Source organism: Streptomyces vietnamensis (genome assembly GCF_000830005.1).
Classification (GTDB): domain Bacteria; phylum Actinomycetota; class Actinomycetes; order Streptomycetales; family Streptomycetaceae; genus Streptomyces; species Streptomyces vietnamensis.
Genome location: NZ_CP010407.1, coordinates 1,180,038 through 1,198,873, shown reverse-complemented (window position 1 = coordinate 1,198,873; position 18,836 = coordinate 1,180,038). Strand labels below are relative to the sequence as shown.

Genomic DNA, 18,836 nt, shown 5'->3' with positions numbered 1-18,836 from the left:
CTGGAGGCACCATGTCCGACCTCCCCACCGAGCTGGTTCCGTTCACCCCCGAGCAGCGTGGCATCGTCGAACTCACCCGGGCCTTCGCCCGCGACGAGATCCGCCCGCGGGCGCGCGCCGTGGACGAGGCCGACATCCGGACGCCGTGGGACCTGTGGCACAAGGCCGCCAAGGTCGGCATCACCGGCTTCATGCTTCCCGAGGAGTACGGGGGCGGCGGCTTCACCGACGTCTTCACCCAGTGCCTCGTGCAGGAGGAGCTGTGCGTCGGCGACCTCGGCATCGGAAACCTGCTCTGCTCCAACGGCTTCTTCGCCGACCCGCTGCTCGAACTCGGCACCGAGGAGCAGAAGCGGACCTGGCTCACCCCGCTGACCGGCCCGGACAGCCCGATGGCCGCCCTCGCCACCACGGAACCCGGCGCCGGCTCCGACGCCGCGTCCATCGTGACGACGGCCACCCGCACCGACGGCGGCTACCTGTTGAACGGCCAGAAGGCCTGGATCTCCAACGCGGGCGAGGCCGAGCAGTACGTCGTCTTCGCCAAGACCGACCCCACGCAGCGCTCCCGGGGCGTGACCGCCTTCCTGCTGCGCAAGGACACCCCCGGCGTCACCTTCGGCGAGCCCATGCGCAAGATGGGCCAGCGCGCCATCGTCTGCCGGGAGATCTTCCTCGCCGACGCCTTCGTGCCCGAGGAGGACCGCCTCGGCGAGGAGGGGCAGGGCTTCCGGGGACTCATGCGGACCTTCGACGTCTCGCGGGTCGTGCTGGGCGCGGCGGCGACCGGCGTGGCGCGGGCCGCGTACGAGTACGCCCGCGACTACGCGCGCACCCGGCAGCAGTTCGGCAAGCCGATCATCGAGCACCAGGCGGTGGCGTTCCGGCTGGCCGACATGCGGACCCGGATCGAGCAGTCCCGCCTGATGACCTGGCGCGCGGCCAAGCGCCTGGACGCCGGCCTGTCCGCGACGACCGAGGCCGCCATGGCCAAGCTGACCGCCTCGGAGACGGCCGCGTACTGCACCTGGGCCGCCGTGCAGACCCTCGGCGGCTGGGGCTACTCGCGCGAGTACCCGGTGGAGCAGTGGATGCGGGACGCCAAGCTGGAGGAGATCGAGGAGGGCACCTCGGACATCATGCGGCTCGTGATCGCGCGGGGCCTGTGATGGCGACCCCGCCCACGGAGGGCAAGACCTTCACCGACGGCGCGTCCCTCACCGGCGGCGAGGCCGTCGTCCGCGCCCTCGCCGCGCACGGCGTCACCGACGCCTTCGGGATCCCCGGCACGCACAACCTGGAGATCTACCGCCACCTCCGGGCCCACGGCATACGCCATGTGACGCCCCGCCACGAACAGGGCGCGGGGTACGCCGCCGACGCGTACGCCCGGGTCTCCGGCCGGCCCGGTGTCGCGATCACCACCACCGGTCCCGCGCTGCTGAACATCGCCGCCGCCGTCGGCCAGGCCTACTCCGACAGCGTGCCGCTGCTCGTCGTCTCCCCCGGCATGCCGCTGCGGCACCCCCGGCAGTCCACCGGACTCCTCCACGAGATGCGCAGCCAGACGGAGGCGCTGCGCGGCGTCGCGGCCTTCAGCCACCGGGTGTCGTCCGTGGACGAGATCGGCTCGGCGGTGGCACGGGCCTTCACCCTCTTCCGTACGGGCCGGCCCCGTCCGGTGCACATCGAGGTGCCGCTCGACCTCCTTGAGACGGTGGAGCCGGCAGGGCCCGTACGGCGTGCGCCGCTCACCGGACCCCCCGCGCCCGACCCGGAGGCGGTGGGGAAGGCGGCCGACGTCCTGCGCGCGGCCCGGCGGCCCGCGCTCGTCCTGGGCGGAGGGGCCCGGTCGGCGGCAGCGGAATGCGCGGCGCTCGCCGAGGACCTCGGCGCGCCGGCCGTGACCACCGCCAACGGCAAAGGCGTGATCGACGAGCGCCACCCGCTCTCGCTGGGCGTGTCGTTGCACAGCCCGGCCGTGCAGAAGTGGCTGGCGGACCGCGACGTAATCCTCGCCGTCGGCACGGAGCTGGCCGAGTCCGACCTCTGGGGTCCGCCACCGGCCCTGACGGGCACCTTGATCCGGGTCGACGTGGACCCCGCCCAGATGTACGCGGGGCTCCCGGCGGACGTGTCCCTGGTGGGCGACGCACGGGTCCTGCTCAAGGCGCTGCTCGCCGCGTGCCGGGAAGGAACCGGCGGCGTCCCCGCGGACCCCGCCGACGTCCGCTCCCTCCGTGCCGCCCGCGACGACGAGACCCGCACCCGCGACGCGCACTGGCTGCCCTACCTCCACGCCGTGCGCCGCGTCCTCGCCGAGGACGCCGTGCTCACCTCCGACAGCGCCCAGTGCTGCTACTACGGCGCACTGCCCCATCTGCCCCTCGGCCCCGAGGGCCGCTATCTGCACCCCACCGGCTTCGGCACCCTCGGCTACGCCCTGCCCGCCGCGATCGGCGCGAAGACCGCGTACCCCGAACGACAGGTCGTCGCCCTCAGCGGCGACGGCGGCCTGCAGTTCTCCGTGCAGGAGCTCGCCACCGCCGCACAGCTCCGGCTCCCGCTTCCCGTCGTGGTCTTCGACAACGGCGGTTACGGCGAGATCCGCGAGGAGATGGCGGCCCGCGGGGACACCCCCACGGCGGTGGACCTGCCCTCCGTCGACCTCCCCGCACTCGCTCGCGCCTACGGCGGCCGGGGCGCGGTGGTCCGTTCGCCGGAGGAGCTCGCCGACGCCCTGGCCCATGCGCTGAGCACTCCCGGACCCACCGTCCTGACCGTTCCCGAAACAGTCCCCGAAGCCCCCGAAGTCCCCGAGGAGTCCCCCCGATGACGCCCGAGACCGCGACCGCCCTCACGCACACCCCTCTCATCTCCCTCACCTGGACGGACCACGTGACCGGCCGCCGGGGCCACCTGGTGATCGACCGGCTCGTGCGCGGCGTCTCCAGCGGCGGGCTGCGGATGCGCGAGGGCTGCACCCTCGACGAGGTCGCAGGACTGGCCCGCGGCATGACCATGAAGGAGGCCCTGCACTACAACCCCGAGGGCCGCTACATCCCGCTCGGCGGCGCCAAGGGCGGCATCGACTGCGACCCGCGCGACCCCGAGGCGTACGGGGTGCTGGTCCGCTACCTCCGCGCGATGCGGCCGCACATCGAGCACTTCTGGACCACCGGCGAGGACCTCGGCCTCACCCAGGACCTCGTCGACCGCGCGGCCGCCGAGGCCGGTCTGGTCTCCTCGATCCAGGCCGTGTACCCGCTGCTCGACGACGAGGCCGCGGCCCGGCGCCGGCTCGCGGACGCGTTCGCCGTGGACGTGGACGGCATCGGGCTCGACGAGCTGGCGGGCGGCTGCGGGGTCGCCGAATCGGTCCTGACCGCACTGGACAGGGCCGGTGTCCCCCGCGCGGGGACGCGGGTGTCGGTGCAGGGCTTCGGGACGATGGGCGGGGCGACCGCCCGCTTCCTGGCCCGGGCCGGGCTGAAGATCGTCGCCGTGGCCGACGTCAAGGGGACGATCGTCCACCCGGACGGCCTGGACGTGGAAGCACTCCTTGCCGCCCGGGACGCGCACGGGACCGTGGACCGCGCCGCCCTGCGCGCGGACGACGCCGAACTGCCCGGCGACGCCTGGCTCTCCGCCGACGTCGACGTGCTCGTCCCGGCCGCCGTCTCGTACGCGGTCGACGCCGGCAACCAGGCCGGCATCACGGCCCGCTGGATCGTCGAGGCGGCCAACATGCCGGTCCTGCCGGAGGCCGAGGAACTGCTGGCCGCGCGCGGCATCACCGTCCTGCCGGACGTGGTCGTCAACTCGGCCACCAACGCCTGGTGGTGGTGGACCCTCTTCGGCGACATCGGCGCGGACCCGGACGAGGCGTTCGCCCACATCCGGAGCTCCATGCGCGCGCTGGTCGAGCAGGTCCTGGCCCGGGCCGAGCGCGACGGGACCACCCCGCGCGCGGCGGCGCACGGCGTCGTCGCGGACCGGCTGCCGGTGATCGCCGAACGCTTCGGCTGGTACGCATGAGCCTGGACGCCCTCTTCGATCCGCGTTCCGTCGCCGTCGTCGGGGCCTCCGCCAACCCCGCCAAGTGGGGTTACTGGCTGGCCGCCGGCGCCCTCGCCGGACGCTCCCGGCGCAGCGTCCACCTCGTCAACCAGCGGGGCGGCCACCTCGACGGCGTCCCCTTCCTGCCGGACCTCGGGTCCCTGGCGACCGTCCCCGAGCAGATCGTCGTCGCGGTGCCGCCGCAGCAGGTGCGGCCCGTGGTCGTCGAGGGGCTCGCGGCGGGCGCGCGGTGCTTCACCGTGATCACGTCCGGCGGGTCCGGTCCCGAGGAGGAACGGGAACTCGCCTCGCTCGTCACCTCGCACGGCGGGCGGCTGCTCGGCCCCAACTGCATGGGCGTCGTCGACACCACCACCGAACTGCGCCTGAGCTGGGGCGACTTCCCGGCGGGGGCGGTCGGGCTCGTGTCGCAGAGCGGCAACCTCGCGCTTGAGATCGGCAGACTCCTGGCCCGGGCCGGACAGGGGTTCTCCCGGTTCGTCTCGCTCGGCAACCAGCGCGACATCGATGCGGCGGACGCCCTCGACGCGCTGATCGCCCACGACGCGACGCGCGTCGTCGCCGCGTACGTGGAGGACTTCCGGGACGGACGGCGCCTGGCCCGCACCCTGGCCGCCGCCCACGCGGCCGGCAAGCCCGTCCTGCTCCTCACGCTCGGCCGCAGCGAGGCCTCCGGCCGCGCGGCGGCCTCCCACACGGGCGCGCTGGTGAGCGCCCGGGCGGTGGTGGACGCGGTCTGCCGCGACACGGGCGCGATCCTGCTGGAGTCGGCGGGCGAACTGGTCGACACGGCCGTGCTGTTGACGGCGGCACGGCACGGTCAGGGGCAGCGGCGGGCACAGGGACGGATTCAAGGGCAGGGGCAGGGGTCGTGCCTCGGGCGGGGCCGGGCCGTGCCCGAGGCCGCCGCCGACGCGGACGCCGACGCCTTCGCGTCCGACGAAACCCCCGCGTCCCCCGAAGCGCCGCGCATCGCCGTCGTCGGCGACAGCGGAGGCCAGGGCGCGCTCGCCGCCGACGCGCTGACCGCCCGGGGGCTCCACGTCCCCGTTCTCGACGAGGCCACCCGGGCCGCCGTCGCCGCACACCTCCCCGGCCGGGGCGGCTGCGGCAACCCCGTCGACCTCGCGGGCGCGGGAGAGGCGGACCTCCGCAACTACGCCCGGATCACCCGGGCGCTGCTCGACGGCGGGGACACCGACGCCACGGTCCTCACCGGCTACTTCGGCGACTACGCCACCGCCAACCCCGAGCAGACCCGCGAGGAGTGCGAGGTCGCCGAGGAGTTGGGGGAGGCCGCGCGGAAGGCCGGGCGGCTGCTCGTCGTCCACACCATGGCCCGCGACACCCCGGCCCTGACCGTGCTGCGCGAACACGGCGTACCCGTCTACGAGCGCATCGAGCAGGCCGCGACCGCCCTGGCCCATGCGGCCCGGCTCGAACGCGCGACACCGTACGCGCCGCCGGGGCGGGTGCCGCCCCCGTCCCGCCCCGTCGCGGACGGGGGGTACGAGAGCGTCCGGGCCCTGCTCCGGTCCCATGGACTCGACTTCCCCACCGCCGAGTTCGTCACCACGGCCGACGAGGCGGCCGACGCCGCCCGCCGCACCGGATACCCGCTCGCCCTCAAGGCGATGGGCCTGGCCCACAAGACCGAGGCGGGCGGGGTGGCCCTCGGCATCGTCGACGAGACCGCACTGCGCGCCGCCTTCGCCCGGATGCGTGACACCACCGGCGCCGCCCGGTACGCGGTCGAGGAGATGGCCGTCCACCCGCACTCCGTCGAGCTCATCGCCGGAGTGCGCTACGACCCGGCGTTCGGGCCCGTCGCCATGGTCGGCCTCGGCGGGGTCACCGCCGAACTGCTCGCCGACACCGCGCTCGCCCTCGCCCCGCTCACCCCGGTACGGGCCCGCGAGCTGCTGCTCTCCCTGCGGCACGCACCGCTGCTCACCGGCTGGCGGGGCGCGCCCGCCGTCGACCTGGACGCCGCCGCGGACGCCCTGTGCGCACTGGCGCGGGCCGCGTCCGAGCACCCCGAGCTCATCGAGCTCGAAGTCAATCCGCTGCTCGTCCACCCGGGCGGCGCGGTCGCCCTCGACGCCCATGGAGTGCTGACATGACCCGTTTCGACGGACGGACGTACATCGTGACGGGCGGCGGCAGCGGCATCGGCCGCGCCATCGCGCTCGCCCTGACGGGGGCGGGCGCCCGGGTCGCCGTCGCCGGCCGCACCCCGGAGCGCCTCGACGAGACGGTCGCCCTGATCGAGAAGGCCGGCGGGGAGGCCCTCGCGGTGCCGACGGACGTCCGGGACCCGGAGGCGGTGGACGCGCTGGTGGCCGCGGCGGTCGAGCGGTTCGGCAGGCTTGACGGGCTGGTCAACAACGCCGCCGGAAACTTCGTCGTCCCCGGCATCGACCTGTCCCCGGGCGGCTGGCGCGCCGTCGTCGACATCGTCCTCAACGGCTCGTACTACTGCACCCGTGCCGTCGCCCGCAGGCTGCGCGAGCAGGGCACCGGCGGCTCGGTCCTCTCCGTGATCGCCACGTACGCCTGGCACGGCCACCCGGGCACCGTCCACTCGGCCGCCGCGAAGGCCGGCGTCCTGGCCATGACGCGGACCCTGGCGGTGGAACTCGCCCCGCTGGGCATCCGCCTGAACTGCATCGCCCCCGGCCCGACGGAGACGGAGGGCGCCGGCGCGGCCCTGTGGGCCACCGACGAGGCCCGCGAGGAGGTGCTGGCCACGGTCCCGGCCGGCCGCTTCGCCGACCCCGCCGAGATCGCGGACGCGTCGCTGTTCCTCCTGGGCGACGGGGCCTCGTACCTGACCGGCGAGTGCCTGACGGTGGACGGCGGCCAGTGGCTGGGCAAGCAGGTGTACGGGCGGTCGGCCGGGTAGCGGAACGGACCGCACACAACGGCGAGGGGCGGCCCGGCGGCCGCCCCTCGTCGCGTACGGTCCGGAGCTCAGCTCTTCGTACGGCGGGTCTTCGCGCCCGCCGCGTAGAAGAGGAGGCCGACGACCGCGATGATCAGCAGCGGCACGACCTGGCTCAGCGTGTACGCGAGGCGCTGGCCGGCGAAGGCCTCGGGCAGGGAGTCCGCCGAGGAGCCCTCCGTGCCGAACCAGCCGACGCCGAAGCCCGGCCAGATCAGTACGACCACCGTGAAGGCGACCAGGCCGGTCGCGAGCGCGGTGACCGTCCAGACGCCGAGGCGGCCGCCCGGGACGGCGTACGGGCGCGGCGTGTCGGGGTACTTGCGGCGCAGCACCAGCAGGCTCGGGAAGGTGATGACGTACGAGATGAAGGTCGTGCAGATCGTCAGGCCCAGGCCCGCCGCGAAGTACTTCTCGCCGTCGCCCTCGGTGAGGTTGAGGGCGGCCACGAGGAGGATCGACGCGAGGGCCGCCGAGAGCAGGTTCACCCGCACCGGGGTGCCGTGCTTCTCGGAGATCGTGCCGAGCCAGGCCGGACCGGCGCCGTCGGCGCAGGCGACGGCCTGGCCACGGTGCGCGCCCATCGCCCAGGTGACGCCGGAGGTCAGCAGGCCGACGATGAGTCCCGCGGCGGCGATGCCGCCGAAGACCGCGCCCGCACCGGTGAGGGTGACCGTGCCGTCGGTGGCGATGGAGCCGCCGTAGACCGTGAAGACGGCCTTGCAGGCGTCGATGAAGCCGCCGAGGCTGCCGATCCGCTCGCTGGGCAGGACGAACATGATGCCGAGGATGGGCCCGCCGTAGAGCAGGAGCGAGGCGATGCCGGAGCGGAGGATGGAGAGCGGGATGTCACGGCGCGGGTTGCGCATCTCCTCGGCCGCGGAGCTGGGCAGTTCGAAGCCGACGTAGTTGAAGATCAGGACGGGGACGAGCGCCACGAAGCCGGCGTAGGTCGGTGAGAACTCGCTGACGGGCAGGGCGTGCACGCCGTTCCGCACGGCGAACACGACCACCGAGACGAGGAAGAAGCCAAGGAGCACGATCCGCGCGACGGCACCCGCGATCGGCACCCACTTGCCGACCCGGACGGACTGGACGACGGCGAGCGCACCGCCCCAGATGAAGACGAGACCGGCGGCGTACTTCCACAGACCGGGCAGCGGCGTGAAGAACTCCTCCCAGGTGGTGAGGGCGATGATGCACAGACTGCCGCCCACCCACACCGGGTTGGAGATCCAGTAGAGGATCTGGTTGAGGCCCGCGGTGAGCCGGCCGAAGGCGAGCCGGGTCCAGACGTACGGGCCGCCCTGGACGGGGAAGGCGGAGCCGAGTTCGGCGACGAGGAGTCCGTAGGGGAGGAAGAAGAGCAGCGCGAGGACGGCCATCCAGGTCAGCCCCTGCGGGCCCTGCGCCGCGACCGACCCGATCGTGTCGAGTCCGACGAGGGTGCATATGAGGAACAGCAGGACGTCGAAACGGCGCAGCTCCTTGCGGAGCCGGCCGCGCTGTTCGCCCCAGCCCTCGGAGAGGTCGGGGGTCTCGGGTGCGGGCTCTTCGGCCCTGCTGGCGGTGACGGGTATTTGGGTCACGGGGCGGACTCCTACGGCGGCACGGGGGAGGGTCACGTACGGAGCGGCACATCATCTGACTGAACGGCCAGTCAGTAGCCAGCACTGTGAGCCCGGCCACACTGCACTGTCAAGAGCTGTGTAGGGTAAAGCCGTGGCCAGAGTCCGGTTGAGCGTGGAAGAGCGACGCGCGGAGATCCTGCGCATCGCCGTCGAGCAGATCGAAGCCCGCGGCGTCAGCGGCGTGCGCATCGCGGACGTCGCCTCGGCGCTCGGAGTCAGCAGCTCCCTGGTGCTCTACCACTTCTCCACCAAGGAACTGCTCGTCGCCGAGGCCTTCGCCCACGCCGCCGAGGGAGACCTCGCCCACCTGCGCAGACTCCTGGACAAACCCCGTACCAGCGCCGCGCTCCGGCTGCGCGCGGCCGTGCGCTGGTACGCGCCGACCGGGCAGGCCAAGGGCTGGCGGCTGTGGATCGAGGGCTGGGCGGCCGCGCTGCGCGAACCCGCCCTCAGGAAGGTCGCCCACGACCTCGACCAGCAGTGGAAGGCCGCGATCGCCGACGTCGTCGCACAGGGCGTGGCAGCCGGCGAGTTCGTCTGCGACCGCCCCGAGGACGTGGCCTGGCGCCTGACCGCGCTGCTCGACGGACTGGCCGTGCAGATGACCTCGTACAAGGGACCGCTCAGCCGCGCCACGATGCTGGAGTGGGTGGACGACGCGCTCGTGACCGAACTGGGCATCGACCGCGAGACGCTGACGGCCCGTCGATAGGACCGCCCCGCCCGCGCCGGACGTGCGCCGCGACCCGTCTCGCCATCCGTCTGCCGCAACCATTGACGCCCCCGTCAGTGTTGCCGCATCCTCTCGGGCCATGGAGAGACAGAGCGGAACGCGTCTGATCGAATCCGATGTTGTCGTCGTGGGCGGAGGGTACGCCGGGCTGGCCGCGGCACTCCGACTCCACGACCACGCCGTCGACTTCACCCTGGTCGAGGCCGCCGACCGGGTCGGCGGGCGGGTCCTGACCGAGCTCCGACCGGACGGCGGGCCCATCGACCACGGCGGCCAATGGGTCGGCCCCACCCAGACCCACCTCGTCGGACTCGCGGCACGCTTCGGCTGTCCCACCTTCCCGACCTGGGAGAAGGGCAGCCACATCGAGGTCTGGCACGACGGCACGAGGGTCCCCTACACCGGCGCCGCGCCCGCCGACGGGCCCGGCATCACCGAGTACGTCCGGATCACCGGGCTCCTCGACGAGCTGGCCCGCACCGTGGACACCGGCCGACCGTGGCGCACGGCCCGTTTCGAGGAATGGGACGCCCGGACGGCGCAGTCCTTCTTCCGCTCCGAGACCGACGACGCGGACGCCCTGCGCCGCCTGGCCCTCGCCGTCCAAGGGCTGTGGTGCACGGAGCCCGACGAGATCTCGCTCTTCCACGTGCTCTTCTACATCGCCGCGGCCGGCGGCTTCGAACAGCTGATGGAGACCCGCGGCTGCGCCCAGGACAGCCGGTTCGGCACGGGCGCGGCCGGCCCGGCCCGCGCGGTCGCGGCCCTGCTCGGGGACCGCGTCCGCCTCGGCGAGCAGGCGCTCTCGATCGCGTACGACGCCGACGGCGTCCGCGTCCGCACCTCGACCACCGTGCTCCGGGCGCGCCGGGCGATCGTGGCCCTGCCCCCGCACGCCGTACGGGCGGTGGGCTTCGCGCCGCCCCTGCCCGCCGCCCGGGACGGCTGGCTGTCGCACAGCCCGATGGGACGGGTCGCCAAGGTCCACGCGGTCTACGACACCCCGTTCTGGCGCGAGGAGGGGCTGTCCGGCGTGGCGACCCTGTACGACGACGGGCCGGTCGGCGTCGTGTTCGACAACTCCCCGGAGGACGGTGCGCACGGCGTTCTCGTCGGATTCGTGTACGGCGACCGCCTGGACGGCTTCGCCGCCCTGGACGAGGCCGGCCGCAGGGCCGCCGTACTGGAAAGCCTCGTCTCCGTGGCCGGACCCGGGGCCGGGCGGCCGCGCGACTACACGGAGAAGATCTGGACCCGGGACCCCTTCGCCCGGGGCGGATACGAGGCCTACGCGACGCCCGGCGGATGGAGCGGCCACGGCGAACGCGGCTGGCGGGAACCGACCGGCCCGCTGCACTGGGCGGGGACGGAGACCGCGTCGGAGTGGAACGGCTACATCGACGGCGCGGTGTCGTCGGGATACCGGGCCGCCGACGAAGCCCTCGCCGGCCTGGCGAGCCTGGACGGGGCGGCCGGGCTGGACGGGGCAGACCTGCCAGACGGGTCGGACGAGGTGGGCGGGTCGGACCGGTCTGAGGGGGTGGCGCGATGACGGCGATCCGGCGGGTGCAGGACGACGACGTCCGGGCCGTGGCGGACCGGGCGCGCCTGGTGGTGCGGGCGGCGGCGGTCAGCCAGCGCGAGTTCGCCGCCCGCATCGGCATGGAGCCCACCGCACTGTCCAAGGCCCTCAACGGCAGCCGCCGCCTCACGGCCGGTGAGCTCGCCGCCATCGCGCGGACCGGGAAGGTGTCCCTGCGGTACCTGCGGACCGGGGAGGGCCGGCCGCCCACCGCCCCGGACGACCCGGCGCTGCCCGAGGCGCGGCGCCGCGCCGACGCCGTCGACGCGGAGGTCCGCCGGACCCAGATCCTCGAGGAGACCGCGCGGCTCATCGCCCGCCGCGGCTTCCACCGGGTCCGGGTCGCGGACATCGCCCGCGCCTGCGGAACCAGCACCGGCACGATCCACTACCACTTCCCCACGAAGGGCGACGCGCTGCGCGCCGCCCTGCACCACTACGCCGAGCGGCTCCACCAGCGCCTCGAAGCCGAGTTCCGGGACGCGGACGGGCCGGTCGAGAAGCTGCGGCGGCTGATCGACGTCCAGCTGATCCGCGACGAGGACGACAACGACGAATGGTCGGTGTGGGTGCAGTCGTGGAACGAGGCGATCCTCGACCCCGCCCTGAGGGAGGGCCAGCGCGAGACCTACGCCCGCTGGCGGCGGACCGTGCTCGACCTGGTGCGCGCCTGCCAGTACGAGGGAATGGCCACGGACGCCGACCCCGAGGCGCTGACCAGCCGGTTCACCGCCCTCGCGGACGGCCTGGCCATCCAGGTCCTTGCGGGGAACGGGGAGATGACCCCGACCCGGATGCGAGAGCTGCTCCTCGACGCCTTCGAACCGCACATCACGCTCCGCTGACGGGCGCGGCGGCCTTCTTCCGACCGCCGCCCGCCCGGGCCCGAGAAAGGACGTCCCATGACGACGCGGTTCCCCCACCTGTTCAGCCCGCTGCGGATCGGCGGCGTCACCGTACCCAACCGGATCCTTTCCTCCGGCCACGACACGGTCCTGGCCGAGGACGGCGCGGTGACCGACGACCTGATCGCCTATCACGAGGCCCGCGCCGCGGGCGGCGTCGGTCTGATCGTGCTCCAGGTCTCCGGCGTGCACGAGTCCGCCCGCTACACCACGCACGTGCTGATGGCCACGGACGACGCGTGCGTCCCCGGCTACGCCCGGCTCGCGGCGGCGGTGCACCGGCACGGCACGAAGGTCTTCGGCCAGCTGTTCCACCCCGGCCGGGAGATCCTGGAGTCCGCGGACGGCACCGCGCCGGTGGCGTGGGCGCCCTCGGCCACGCCGAGCGAGCGCTTCCACGTCATGCCGCGCGCCATGACCGAGGCGGAGATCCGCGAGGTCGTCGACGGCTACGGACAGGCGGCGCGCCGACTGCGCGAGGCCGGACTCGACGGCGTGGAGGTCGTCGCCAGCCACGGCTATCTGCCGGCGCAGTTCCTCAGCCCCCACGTCAACGTCCGGACCGACGGGTGGGGCGGCGACCGCGAGGGGCGGCTGCGGTTCCTGCGCGAGGCGCTGCGCAGCGCCCGGGCGGAGGCCCGGCCGGACTTCGCCGTCGGCCTGCGCATCTCGGGCGACGAACTCAGCCACGACGGCCTGGACACCGAGCTCGTCCTGGACACCGTCGCCCGGCTCGACGCCGAAGGACTCCTCGACTACGTCTCGGTGTGCGCGGGCAGCTCGTCCAGCCTGTCCGGGGCCGAGCACATTGCTCCGCCCATGTTCCGGCCCGCCGGTTACACCGCCCCGCTCGCCGCGAAGGTACGCGCGGTGGTCGGCGTCCCGGTGATGGTCGCCGGCCGGATCAACCAGCCGCAGGAGGCCGAGCAGATCCTCGCGGACGGGCAGGCGGACGCCTGCGCGATGACCAGGGCGCTGATCTGCGACCCGGACCTGCCGGCCAAGACCGCCGGAGGCCGCACCGAGGAGATCCGTGCGTGCGTCGGCTGCAACCAGGCCTGCATCGGCCACTTCCAGCTCGGCCACCCCATCTCCTGCATCCAGCACCCGGAGACGGGGCGGGAGCGTCGCTTCGGGGTCCTGCCGCTCGTGACGCGGCGCAAGAAGGTGCTGGTGGTCGGCGGCGGCCCGGCCGGCCTGAAGGCCGCGGCCGTGGCGGCCGCACGCGGACACGAGGTGGAGCTGCACGAGGCGGGCCGCCGCGTGGGCGGCCAGGTGCTGCTCGCCGAACGGCTTCCGGGGCGGGCCGAGTTCGGGGGTGTGATCACCAACCTGGAGGGCGAGGCGCACCGCGCCGGAGTCCGCGTCGTGACGGGTTCGCGGATCGACGCCCCGGCCCTCGCCGCCGCGGCCCCGGACGCCGTGGTCCTCGCGACCGGGGCCCGGCCCCGCCGACCGCCCCTGGAGCTGATGGACGACCCGGTGGTCCTTGACGCCTGGTCGGTGATCCGCGGCGACGCCGAGATCCCCCGCGGCGGCCGGAGGCGGATCGTGGTGGCGGACTGGCGCGGCGACTGGATCGGCCTCGGCGTCGCCCTCCTCCTGGCCGGCCGGGGCCGGAAGGTGACCCTCTGCGTGACCGGTTTCGCGGCCGGCGAGCACCTGCAGCAGTACGTACGCGCCGCCATGCTGGCCCGGGCCGTGCGCGCCCGGATCGAGATCGTTCCCAACGTCCGGCTCCACGGCGCGGACGACGACACCGTCTACCTCCAGCACACCCTGACCGAGGAGCCGGTGGTGCTGGAGGGCGTGGCCGGAGTCGTACTGGCCCAGGGCCACGTCCCGGTCACCGACCTCGACCCGCTCGCCCTGGGCCTCGCGCCCGACCGTGCCTTCGCCGTCGGCGACCGCGTCAGCCCGCGCACGGTGGAGGAGGCGGTACTGGAGGGGCTGACGGTGGCGTCCGGGCTGTAGGCGCGCCGATCCCGCCGCCGCCCTCGTCGCCGGCCGCCCGGCAGGCCGCCCGTCACCCGGCACACGCGTACGTGAAGGCGGCCTCGGCTTCGAGTGGCGGCGTGTCCGGGCGCAGAACCTGGAGGCGGGCGGTGCCGTGGAACAGGCCTGGGCCGCGGACGGTCCAGCGAAGGTGCAACGCCACCTCGTGCTCGCCGCCGCGTGCCGTACGGGTCAGAACCTCGGACCGCTGCCCGTCACTGCGCAGCCAGCGGTACCTGAACGGGCCGGCGTGGCCGTCCGTGGTCACCACACCGGTCACCTCGGCGGTCCCGCCGCACGTCAACCGCTGCGATGGGGCCGTGACCCGGACCGCCGTCACCACCGGGCCCGTCGTCGGTCGCAGCAGCAGCCACAGCACGACCGCCACCGCCGCCAGCGCGGCGGTGGCGCCGAGCAGGCCGGCCCGGCGCCGTCGGCGGTGCGGCGGGGTGGGCGCAGGCGCGGGGGCGGCCCACAGAGCGCGCAGGGCCTCCTCCTCGGAGCGCGGGACGCCGGGGCCGAAACGAAGCACGATCTCGCCGTCGTCCTCGGCTCCGCCGGGCACGGGCGTCAGAGGCGTGGCGGGGACGCTTCGATGGCGCTTGCCGAGGAGGGTGTCCCGCTCGTCCGGAGCGACGCCGACAGGGGCGGCCGCCGCGGTGTCCTCCACCGCCCCCGCGTCCTCCACCGATTCCGTCGCCTCCGAACGTCCCGAAGCCCCCGGGGACTTCGTGGCCGGCTCTGTCCGCGATGCCGGCTCGGCCAGTTCCGCCAAGGCGGCGGCCGCCGCCGTTCGCAGGGCCGTCCTGCGCAGGAAGTCCCGGGGCAGCGCCGCGCGCCCCGAGGTGAGCGTCGTACGCGCGGCGGCGAGGCCCTCGGACCCGGCCGTGGCGGAGCAGCGGGCGAACAACTCGGCCGCCGGTGTGCCGGGCGCCGCCCATGCGGTGCCGAGGGTACGGGCGAGCGCCGCCCACGCCGCGATGTCGGCGTCCCTGGGGGAGACCGTGGAGGCGCCGTCCTCGGTCAGCGCGGCGGCCAGTGACGCTTCGACGAGCAGTGCGGTGCCGTCCGGGGCGAGGACCACGTGGTCGGGGGTGAGCGAACCGTGGGCGAGGCCGGCCGCGTGGAGGGCGAGCAGCGTCTGCGCGGTCTCGTTGAGCACGCTCGCGGCGCTGCCCTCGTCGAGCCCGGGCGCGCCCGTGGCGAGCAGGTCGGAGACGGTACGGGCCGGCGGTCGCGCGACGATCAGCCACACGTCCCCCGCCTCCCGCAGCAGGTCGACGGTGGCCGGTACGCCCGGCAGCCGCAGCTTCGCCACGGAGCGCACCGCGGCCGTGAGCCGCTCCCGCGCACCGCTCGGCGTGAGCAGGGCGCGGTGGATCCGCAGGACGCCGAGCGGCGGTCCGTCCGCGTCGGCGGGCCCCAGCGCGTACCAGGTGCCGAACCGGCCGTCCCGCGACCATTCCGACAGGGCACGCCCGGCGACCGTGGCGGGTGCCGGTGGCGTCGGCGGTGTCCTCATCGAGCCTCGTTCTCCTCGGTGGTGGCTCAGCACGGCGGCGCGTCGGCGGAGGCCGTCCGCGTTCCGTCCGGGGACTGAGGGTCGCTGCTGACGGCGATGGTCCAGGTGCCCCGGCACGGGTGGTTCGCGAAGTCGCCCTGGAAGGTCAGGGAGTACTGCGTGCCGCCCGACAGCCGGCGGGACTGCGAACCGTAGGGCTCGGCGGGCGTGTTGGCGTAGAAGTCCGCGGTGAGCGTCAGCGGACCGGTGCCGGTGGTGTCGACGGTCACGTCGGCGATCAGCGTGCTGCCCGGCCCACGGCGCAGGGAGCCGATGACGATCGTGATCGTGCCCGGCGTCGGCGCTGCCGAGGTCGTGGTCGTCGGAGGCGGCGTGGTCGGGGCCGGGGTGGTGGGGGCCGGGGTGGAGGCCGTGGGGTCCGGTCCGGGTGCGGTCGTGGTCGGCGTGCCGTCCGTGGCCGGTGCCGTCGTCGTGCCGCTCGGCGTCGGTTCGGTCGAGGGGCTGCCGGCCGGCGACCCGCTCGGCGTCGGAGAGGCGGAGGGCGGGTGGGACGACGAGGACGGGGCCGGGACACCGGAGGCCGGAGTTCCCGACGGGACGGAGGTCGCCGCGGTCGTCGTCGTGTCGTCGGCCGTCCCGGCCGTCGCCACCGTCGCCGCACCGGCCGCGACCACGGCCAGCGCGGCCACCCCGACCAGCGTCCTTCCGAGGACGCCCTTCAGGCGGCCCAGGACCGTCAGCGCCGGCGTCGCCTCGTACACCGCCCCCGTCGTCGCGAACGGGAACAGCAGGGCGAGCAGGGCGGCGAGTCGGCCGAGGCCCCGGCGTCCGCGCTCCTCCCAGTCCGCGCCGTAACCGTCCGTGGCGGCACGTTCGAGGCCGACGAGAAACGCGTCGACGCCCGGCCGGTCCGCCGGGTCCTTCGCCAGGCCCGTACGCACCAGATCGCGCACCGGCTCGGGGACACCGGCCACCTCGACCGGCGCCCGGAGGTGCTGGAGCCGCAGGGCGATCAGGTCGTCGGCGACGAACGGCTGCCGGCCGGTGAGGCACTCGTAGAACACGGCCGTCGCCGCGTACACATCGCCCGCCGGGCCCGCCGGCTCGCCGTCCCACTGCTCGGGCGCCATGTACGCGGGCGTGCCCGCGGCCTCCGCCTCGCGCCCCGCGCGCACGGCGATGCCGAAGTCGGCCAGCGCGCTCGAACCGTCGGCGCGCACCAGCACGTTCTCCGGCTTGTAGTCGCGGTGCACCACCCCGGCCGCATGGGCCGCGCCGAGCCCGAGCAGAGAGCCCTTGAGCAGGACGAGCGCCGCCTCCGGGCCGGTGGCCCCGTGTTCGCGCAGCAGCTCGCGCAAGGTCACCCCGTCGACCGCCTCCATGACGATCGCCGCGCCCCGTCGGGCCTCCACGTACTCGTACAGCCGCACCACGCACGGGTGCCGCAGCTCGCCGAGCAGCCGCGCCTCGGCGCGGAACCGGGCCAGGAAGTCCCGGTCGCCGTGCAGCCGTTCGCTCAGGTACTTGACGGCCACGGGCACGCCCGTCGCCTCGTGACGTGCCAGGACGACCCGTCCGCCCGCGCCCCGGCCGAGCGTGCGCACGGCCTCGTAGCCGGGGACCGTCCAACCGGCGTCCGCCCCGCGCATGTCGCTCATGCCGTCCCCTCCAGGGCCGTGCCGTCCACGGCCGCCCCGTCCGCCCGATCGCCGCCCGTCGCCGTGCGACGTCGCTTCACCACCCGTACCAGCCACCGCACCGGCGCCGCCCACACCGGGAACGCCACCAGGGCCACGACCACCGCCACGATCACCGCGTCCCACGGCGCGGGCACCCGCCCGTCCAGCCACTCCCCGAGCCGGGACCGCCAGGCCAGCAGGGCGAGGACCAGGAATCCGTACGTCCCGACGACCACCGCCAGGCCGTATGCGGCCATGCCCGCCTGCCGCGGCCCCGGCCGTCGGCCCGCCCGCAGGTCCCGCCACAACCCCGTGCGGAAGTACGCGCTCGCCTCCTCACGCAGCCGCGGCACGCGCAGTGCGTCGGTGAGCGCCTGGTAACCGTCCAGCGGCATCAGCGGATTGAAGTTGTACAGGGTGTTCAGATACAGCCCGAAGGCCAGGTGGAACAGCACGGCCGAGACCGGCCCCACCGGCAGGAAGGCCGCGCCCACGGCGCACCAGCCCGCCAGGGCGGCCGTCGACACCGGCCCGGACAGCGCCACCACGACCCGCGACCAGCGGGTGCCGAACCACATGTCGCTCGTGTCCACGAACGCGAACGGCATTCCCATCATCAGCATGAAGCCGCCTCGCCTGACCTTGCGGCCGTACGACTTCACCGCGAGGGCGTGCGCCAGTTCGTGCACCACGAGCGCCGAGACGTAACCGACGGCCAGCGCCACCGGGCCCCGGACGCCGGACCCGCCGAAGTCGAGGAGATGCTGGCGGCCCTGCGCCACCGCGAAGAACACCACCAGACCGCCGAGCAGCGACAGCCAGGTCAGCGCCACTCCGGTACGGGTGAAGAACCGCCAGCCGCCGCCCGCGTACAACCGCGTCACGGCCCCGTCGAGGCCCGGCACGGACACCTCCAGCCTGAGCAGGGCCCGGTACACCGCCCGCCACACCCGGCGCGGCCCGGACACCGCCTTCTCCTCCCGCCGCCCCGGCAGACCGCGCAGGAGCCCGGCGCCCGCGAACGCCGCCAGCGCGGCCTCGATCCGCGGCAGCGCCAGCTCGCCGAAGCGGTCCGCGTACGCGAAGAGCAGGTCCCGCACGGTGGCGTCGCCGTCGAGGGCGTTCCACAGGAACACCTCGCGCTCGTCGAGCCGGAGGTACCCGCCGGTCCGCGTGTTGCTCAGCACCCAGTACGGTTCCGCGCGGCCGCTCGTGGGCACCTGCTTGAGCGCCCAGCCGCCGCGGCGGCGCGGCCGCGCGGTGAGCGGGCCGTGCGCCTCCGGCGCGTCCGGCTCGGGAACGGCACCGGCGGGCAGTTCGGTGAGCTGCGTGCCGACCATGACGGTCCGCGAACCGATCCGCGCGTCACGCGGCTGCTCGAACACCAGCCGGACGTCACCGACGGACAGTTCGGCGCCGTCGTCCAGGCGCGCCGAACCGCCGTGCAGGGTCGCCCCCGCGACGGCCGTGCCGTTGAACGAGTCCAGATCCTCGACCCGGAAGCCCGACGCGTCACGGACGATACGGGCATGACGGCGCGACACACTGCCGTCCGCGAGGACGACGTCGCTGTCCGCGCCGCGGCCCAGCGTCGTGACCTCGCCCGTCAGCGGTACGAGGAGGTCGGGGTCGTCGAGGCCGCGCAGCCGGGGCGCGGCGAACGACGTCGGCGCCGCACCGCGGCGCAGGGTGCCGCAGCGCAGGCAGTACGGGAAGTCGCGCCGCACGTGCACGCGACAGGCATGGCAGAGCATGGTCTCGGGCC

13 protein-coding genes are annotated in these 18,836 nt (G+C 74.6%); 9 read left to right on the top strand and 4 right to left on the bottom strand.

Features of this window, described 5'->3' with window-relative positions; translation table 11 throughout:
• Positions 1–11 precede the first annotated feature (11 nt).
• From SVTN_RS05145 to SVTN_RS05125, 5 genes are read left to right on the top strand one after another with little or no spacing between them, the layout of a single operon-like run.
• Positions 12–1,169 carry an acyl-CoA dehydrogenase family protein gene (locus SVTN_RS05145; RefSeq protein WP_041127980.1) on the top strand — a complete coding sequence of 386 codons (1,158 nt, stop codon included), beginning with the start codon at positions 12–14 and terminating at the stop codon, positions 1,167–1,169.
• Entirely contained in the window at positions 1,169–2,836 is a 1,668-nt protein-coding gene (locus tag SVTN_RS05140) for a thiamine pyrophosphate-binding protein (RefSeq protein WP_052498984.1), read from the top strand. Before SVTN_RS05145 ends, SVTN_RS05140 begins: the two co-directional genes overlap by 1 nt.
• Entirely contained in the window at positions 2,833–4,038 is a 1,206-nt protein-coding gene (locus SVTN_RS05135) for a glutamate dehydrogenase (protein WP_052498983.1), read from the top strand. The genes SVTN_RS05140 and SVTN_RS05135 overlap by 4 nt, the downstream gene beginning before the upstream one ends.
• The gene (locus SVTN_RS05130; RefSeq protein WP_041127979.1) at positions 4,035–6,203 is read left to right on the top strand and encodes an acetate--CoA ligase family protein; all 2,169 of its coding nucleotides are present in this window, start codon (positions 4,035–4,037) and stop codon (positions 6,201–6,203) included. Before SVTN_RS05135 ends, SVTN_RS05130 begins: the two co-directional genes overlap by 4 nt.
• Entirely contained in the window at positions 6,200–6,985 is a 786-nt protein-coding gene (locus SVTN_RS05125; RefSeq protein WP_041127978.1) for an SDR family oxidoreductase, read from the top strand. The genes SVTN_RS05130 and SVTN_RS05125 overlap by 4 nt, the downstream gene beginning before the upstream one ends.
• A 68-nt stretch (positions 6,986–7,053) precedes the next feature.
• On the opposite strand, the gene SVTN_RS05120 is transcribed toward SVTN_RS05125, so the two are convergent.
• A complete protein-coding gene (locus SVTN_RS05120; protein WP_245727444.1) occupies positions 7,054–8,613 on the bottom strand; it encodes an APC family permease in 1,560 nt (519 codons plus the stop codon).
• Positions 8,614–8,767: 154 nt separating this feature from the next.
• Here SVTN_RS05120 and SVTN_RS05115 point away from each other — a divergent pair, with 154 nt between their 5' ends.
• The 4 genes from SVTN_RS05115 (at position 8,768) to SVTN_RS05100 (ending at position 13,849) form a co-directional block, all read left to right on the top strand.
• Positions 8,768–9,367, top strand: a complete 600-nt coding sequence (locus SVTN_RS05115) for a TetR/AcrR family transcriptional regulator (RefSeq protein WP_041127977.1) — start codon at positions 8,768–8,770, stop codon at positions 9,365–9,367.
• Between the two features lie 148 nt (positions 9,368–9,515).
• A complete protein-coding gene (locus SVTN_RS05110) occupies positions 9,516–10,940 on the top strand; it encodes a flavin monoamine oxidase family protein (protein ID WP_063782242.1) in 1,425 nt (474 codons plus the stop codon).
• On the top strand, positions 10,937–11,815 hold the full coding sequence (locus SVTN_RS05105) for a TetR/AcrR family transcriptional regulator (RefSeq protein WP_052498982.1): 879 nt from the start codon (positions 10,937–10,939) through the stop codon (positions 11,813–11,815). The genes SVTN_RS05110 and SVTN_RS05105 overlap by 4 nt, the downstream gene beginning before the upstream one ends.
• A 57-nt stretch (positions 11,816–11,872) precedes the next feature.
• Positions 11,873–13,849 carry an oxidoreductase gene (locus SVTN_RS05100; protein WP_041127976.1) on the top strand — a complete coding sequence of 659 codons (1,977 nt, stop codon included), beginning with the start codon at positions 11,873–11,875 and terminating at the stop codon, positions 13,847–13,849.
• Positions 13,850–13,901: 52 nt separating this feature from the next.
• Here SVTN_RS05100 and SVTN_RS40910 read toward each other — a convergent pair whose 3' ends face one another.
• From SVTN_RS40910 to SVTN_RS40905, 3 genes are read right to left on the bottom strand one after another with little or no spacing between them, the layout of a single operon-like run.
• Positions 13,902–15,392: a hypothetical protein gene (locus tag SVTN_RS40910; protein WP_052498981.1), complete on the bottom strand. Its 1,491-nt coding sequence runs from the start codon at positions 15,390–15,392 to the stop codon at positions 13,902–13,904.
• A 26-nt stretch (positions 15,393–15,418) separates the two neighbouring features.
• The gene (locus SVTN_RS05090; protein ID WP_245727443.1) at positions 15,419–17,050 is read right to left on the bottom strand and encodes a serine/threonine-protein kinase; all 1,632 of its coding nucleotides are present in this window, start codon (positions 17,048–17,050) and stop codon (positions 15,419–15,421) included.
• A complete protein-coding gene (locus SVTN_RS40905; protein ID WP_052498980.1) occupies positions 17,047–18,804 on the bottom strand; it encodes an FHA domain-containing protein in 1,758 nt (585 codons plus the stop codon). The genes SVTN_RS05090 and SVTN_RS40905 overlap by 4 nt, the downstream gene beginning before the upstream one ends.
• Positions 18,805–18,836: the final 32 nt, after the last annotated feature.

Bases quoted from the DNA above. Each gene is read 5' to 3' on its own strand.
- SVTN_RS05135 (WP_052498983.1), top strand. From the start codon at position 2,833: ATGACGCCCGAGACCGCGACCGCCCTCACGCACACCCCTCTCATCTCC.
- SVTN_RS05090 (WP_245727443.1), bottom strand. From the start codon at position 17,050: ATGAGCGACATGCGCGGGGCGGACGCCGGTTGGACGGTCCCCGGCTAC.
- SVTN_RS05130 (WP_041127979.1), top strand. From the start codon at position 4,035: ATGAGCCTGGACGCCCTCTTCGATCCGCGTTCCGTCGCCGTCGTCGGG.
- SVTN_RS05140 (WP_052498984.1), top strand. From the start codon at position 1,169: ATGGCGACCCCGCCCACGGAGGGCAAGACCTTCACCGACGGCGCGTCC.
- SVTN_RS05105 (WP_052498982.1), top strand. From the start codon at position 10,937: ATGACGGCGATCCGGCGGGTGCAGGACGACGACGTCCGGGCCGTGGCG.
- SVTN_RS05100 (WP_041127976.1), top strand. From the start codon at position 11,873: ATGACGACGCGGTTCCCCCACCTGTTCAGCCCGCTGCGGATCGGCGGC.
- SVTN_RS05145 (WP_041127980.1), top strand. From the start codon at position 12: ATGTCCGACCTCCCCACCGAGCTGGTTCCGTTCACCCCCGAGCAGCGT.
- SVTN_RS05125 (WP_041127978.1), top strand. From the start codon at position 6,200: ATGACCCGTTTCGACGGACGGACGTACATCGTGACGGGCGGCGGCAGC.
- SVTN_RS40910 (WP_052498981.1), bottom strand. From the start codon at position 15,392: ATGAGGACACCGCCGACGCCACCGGCACCCGCCACGGTCGCCGGGCGT.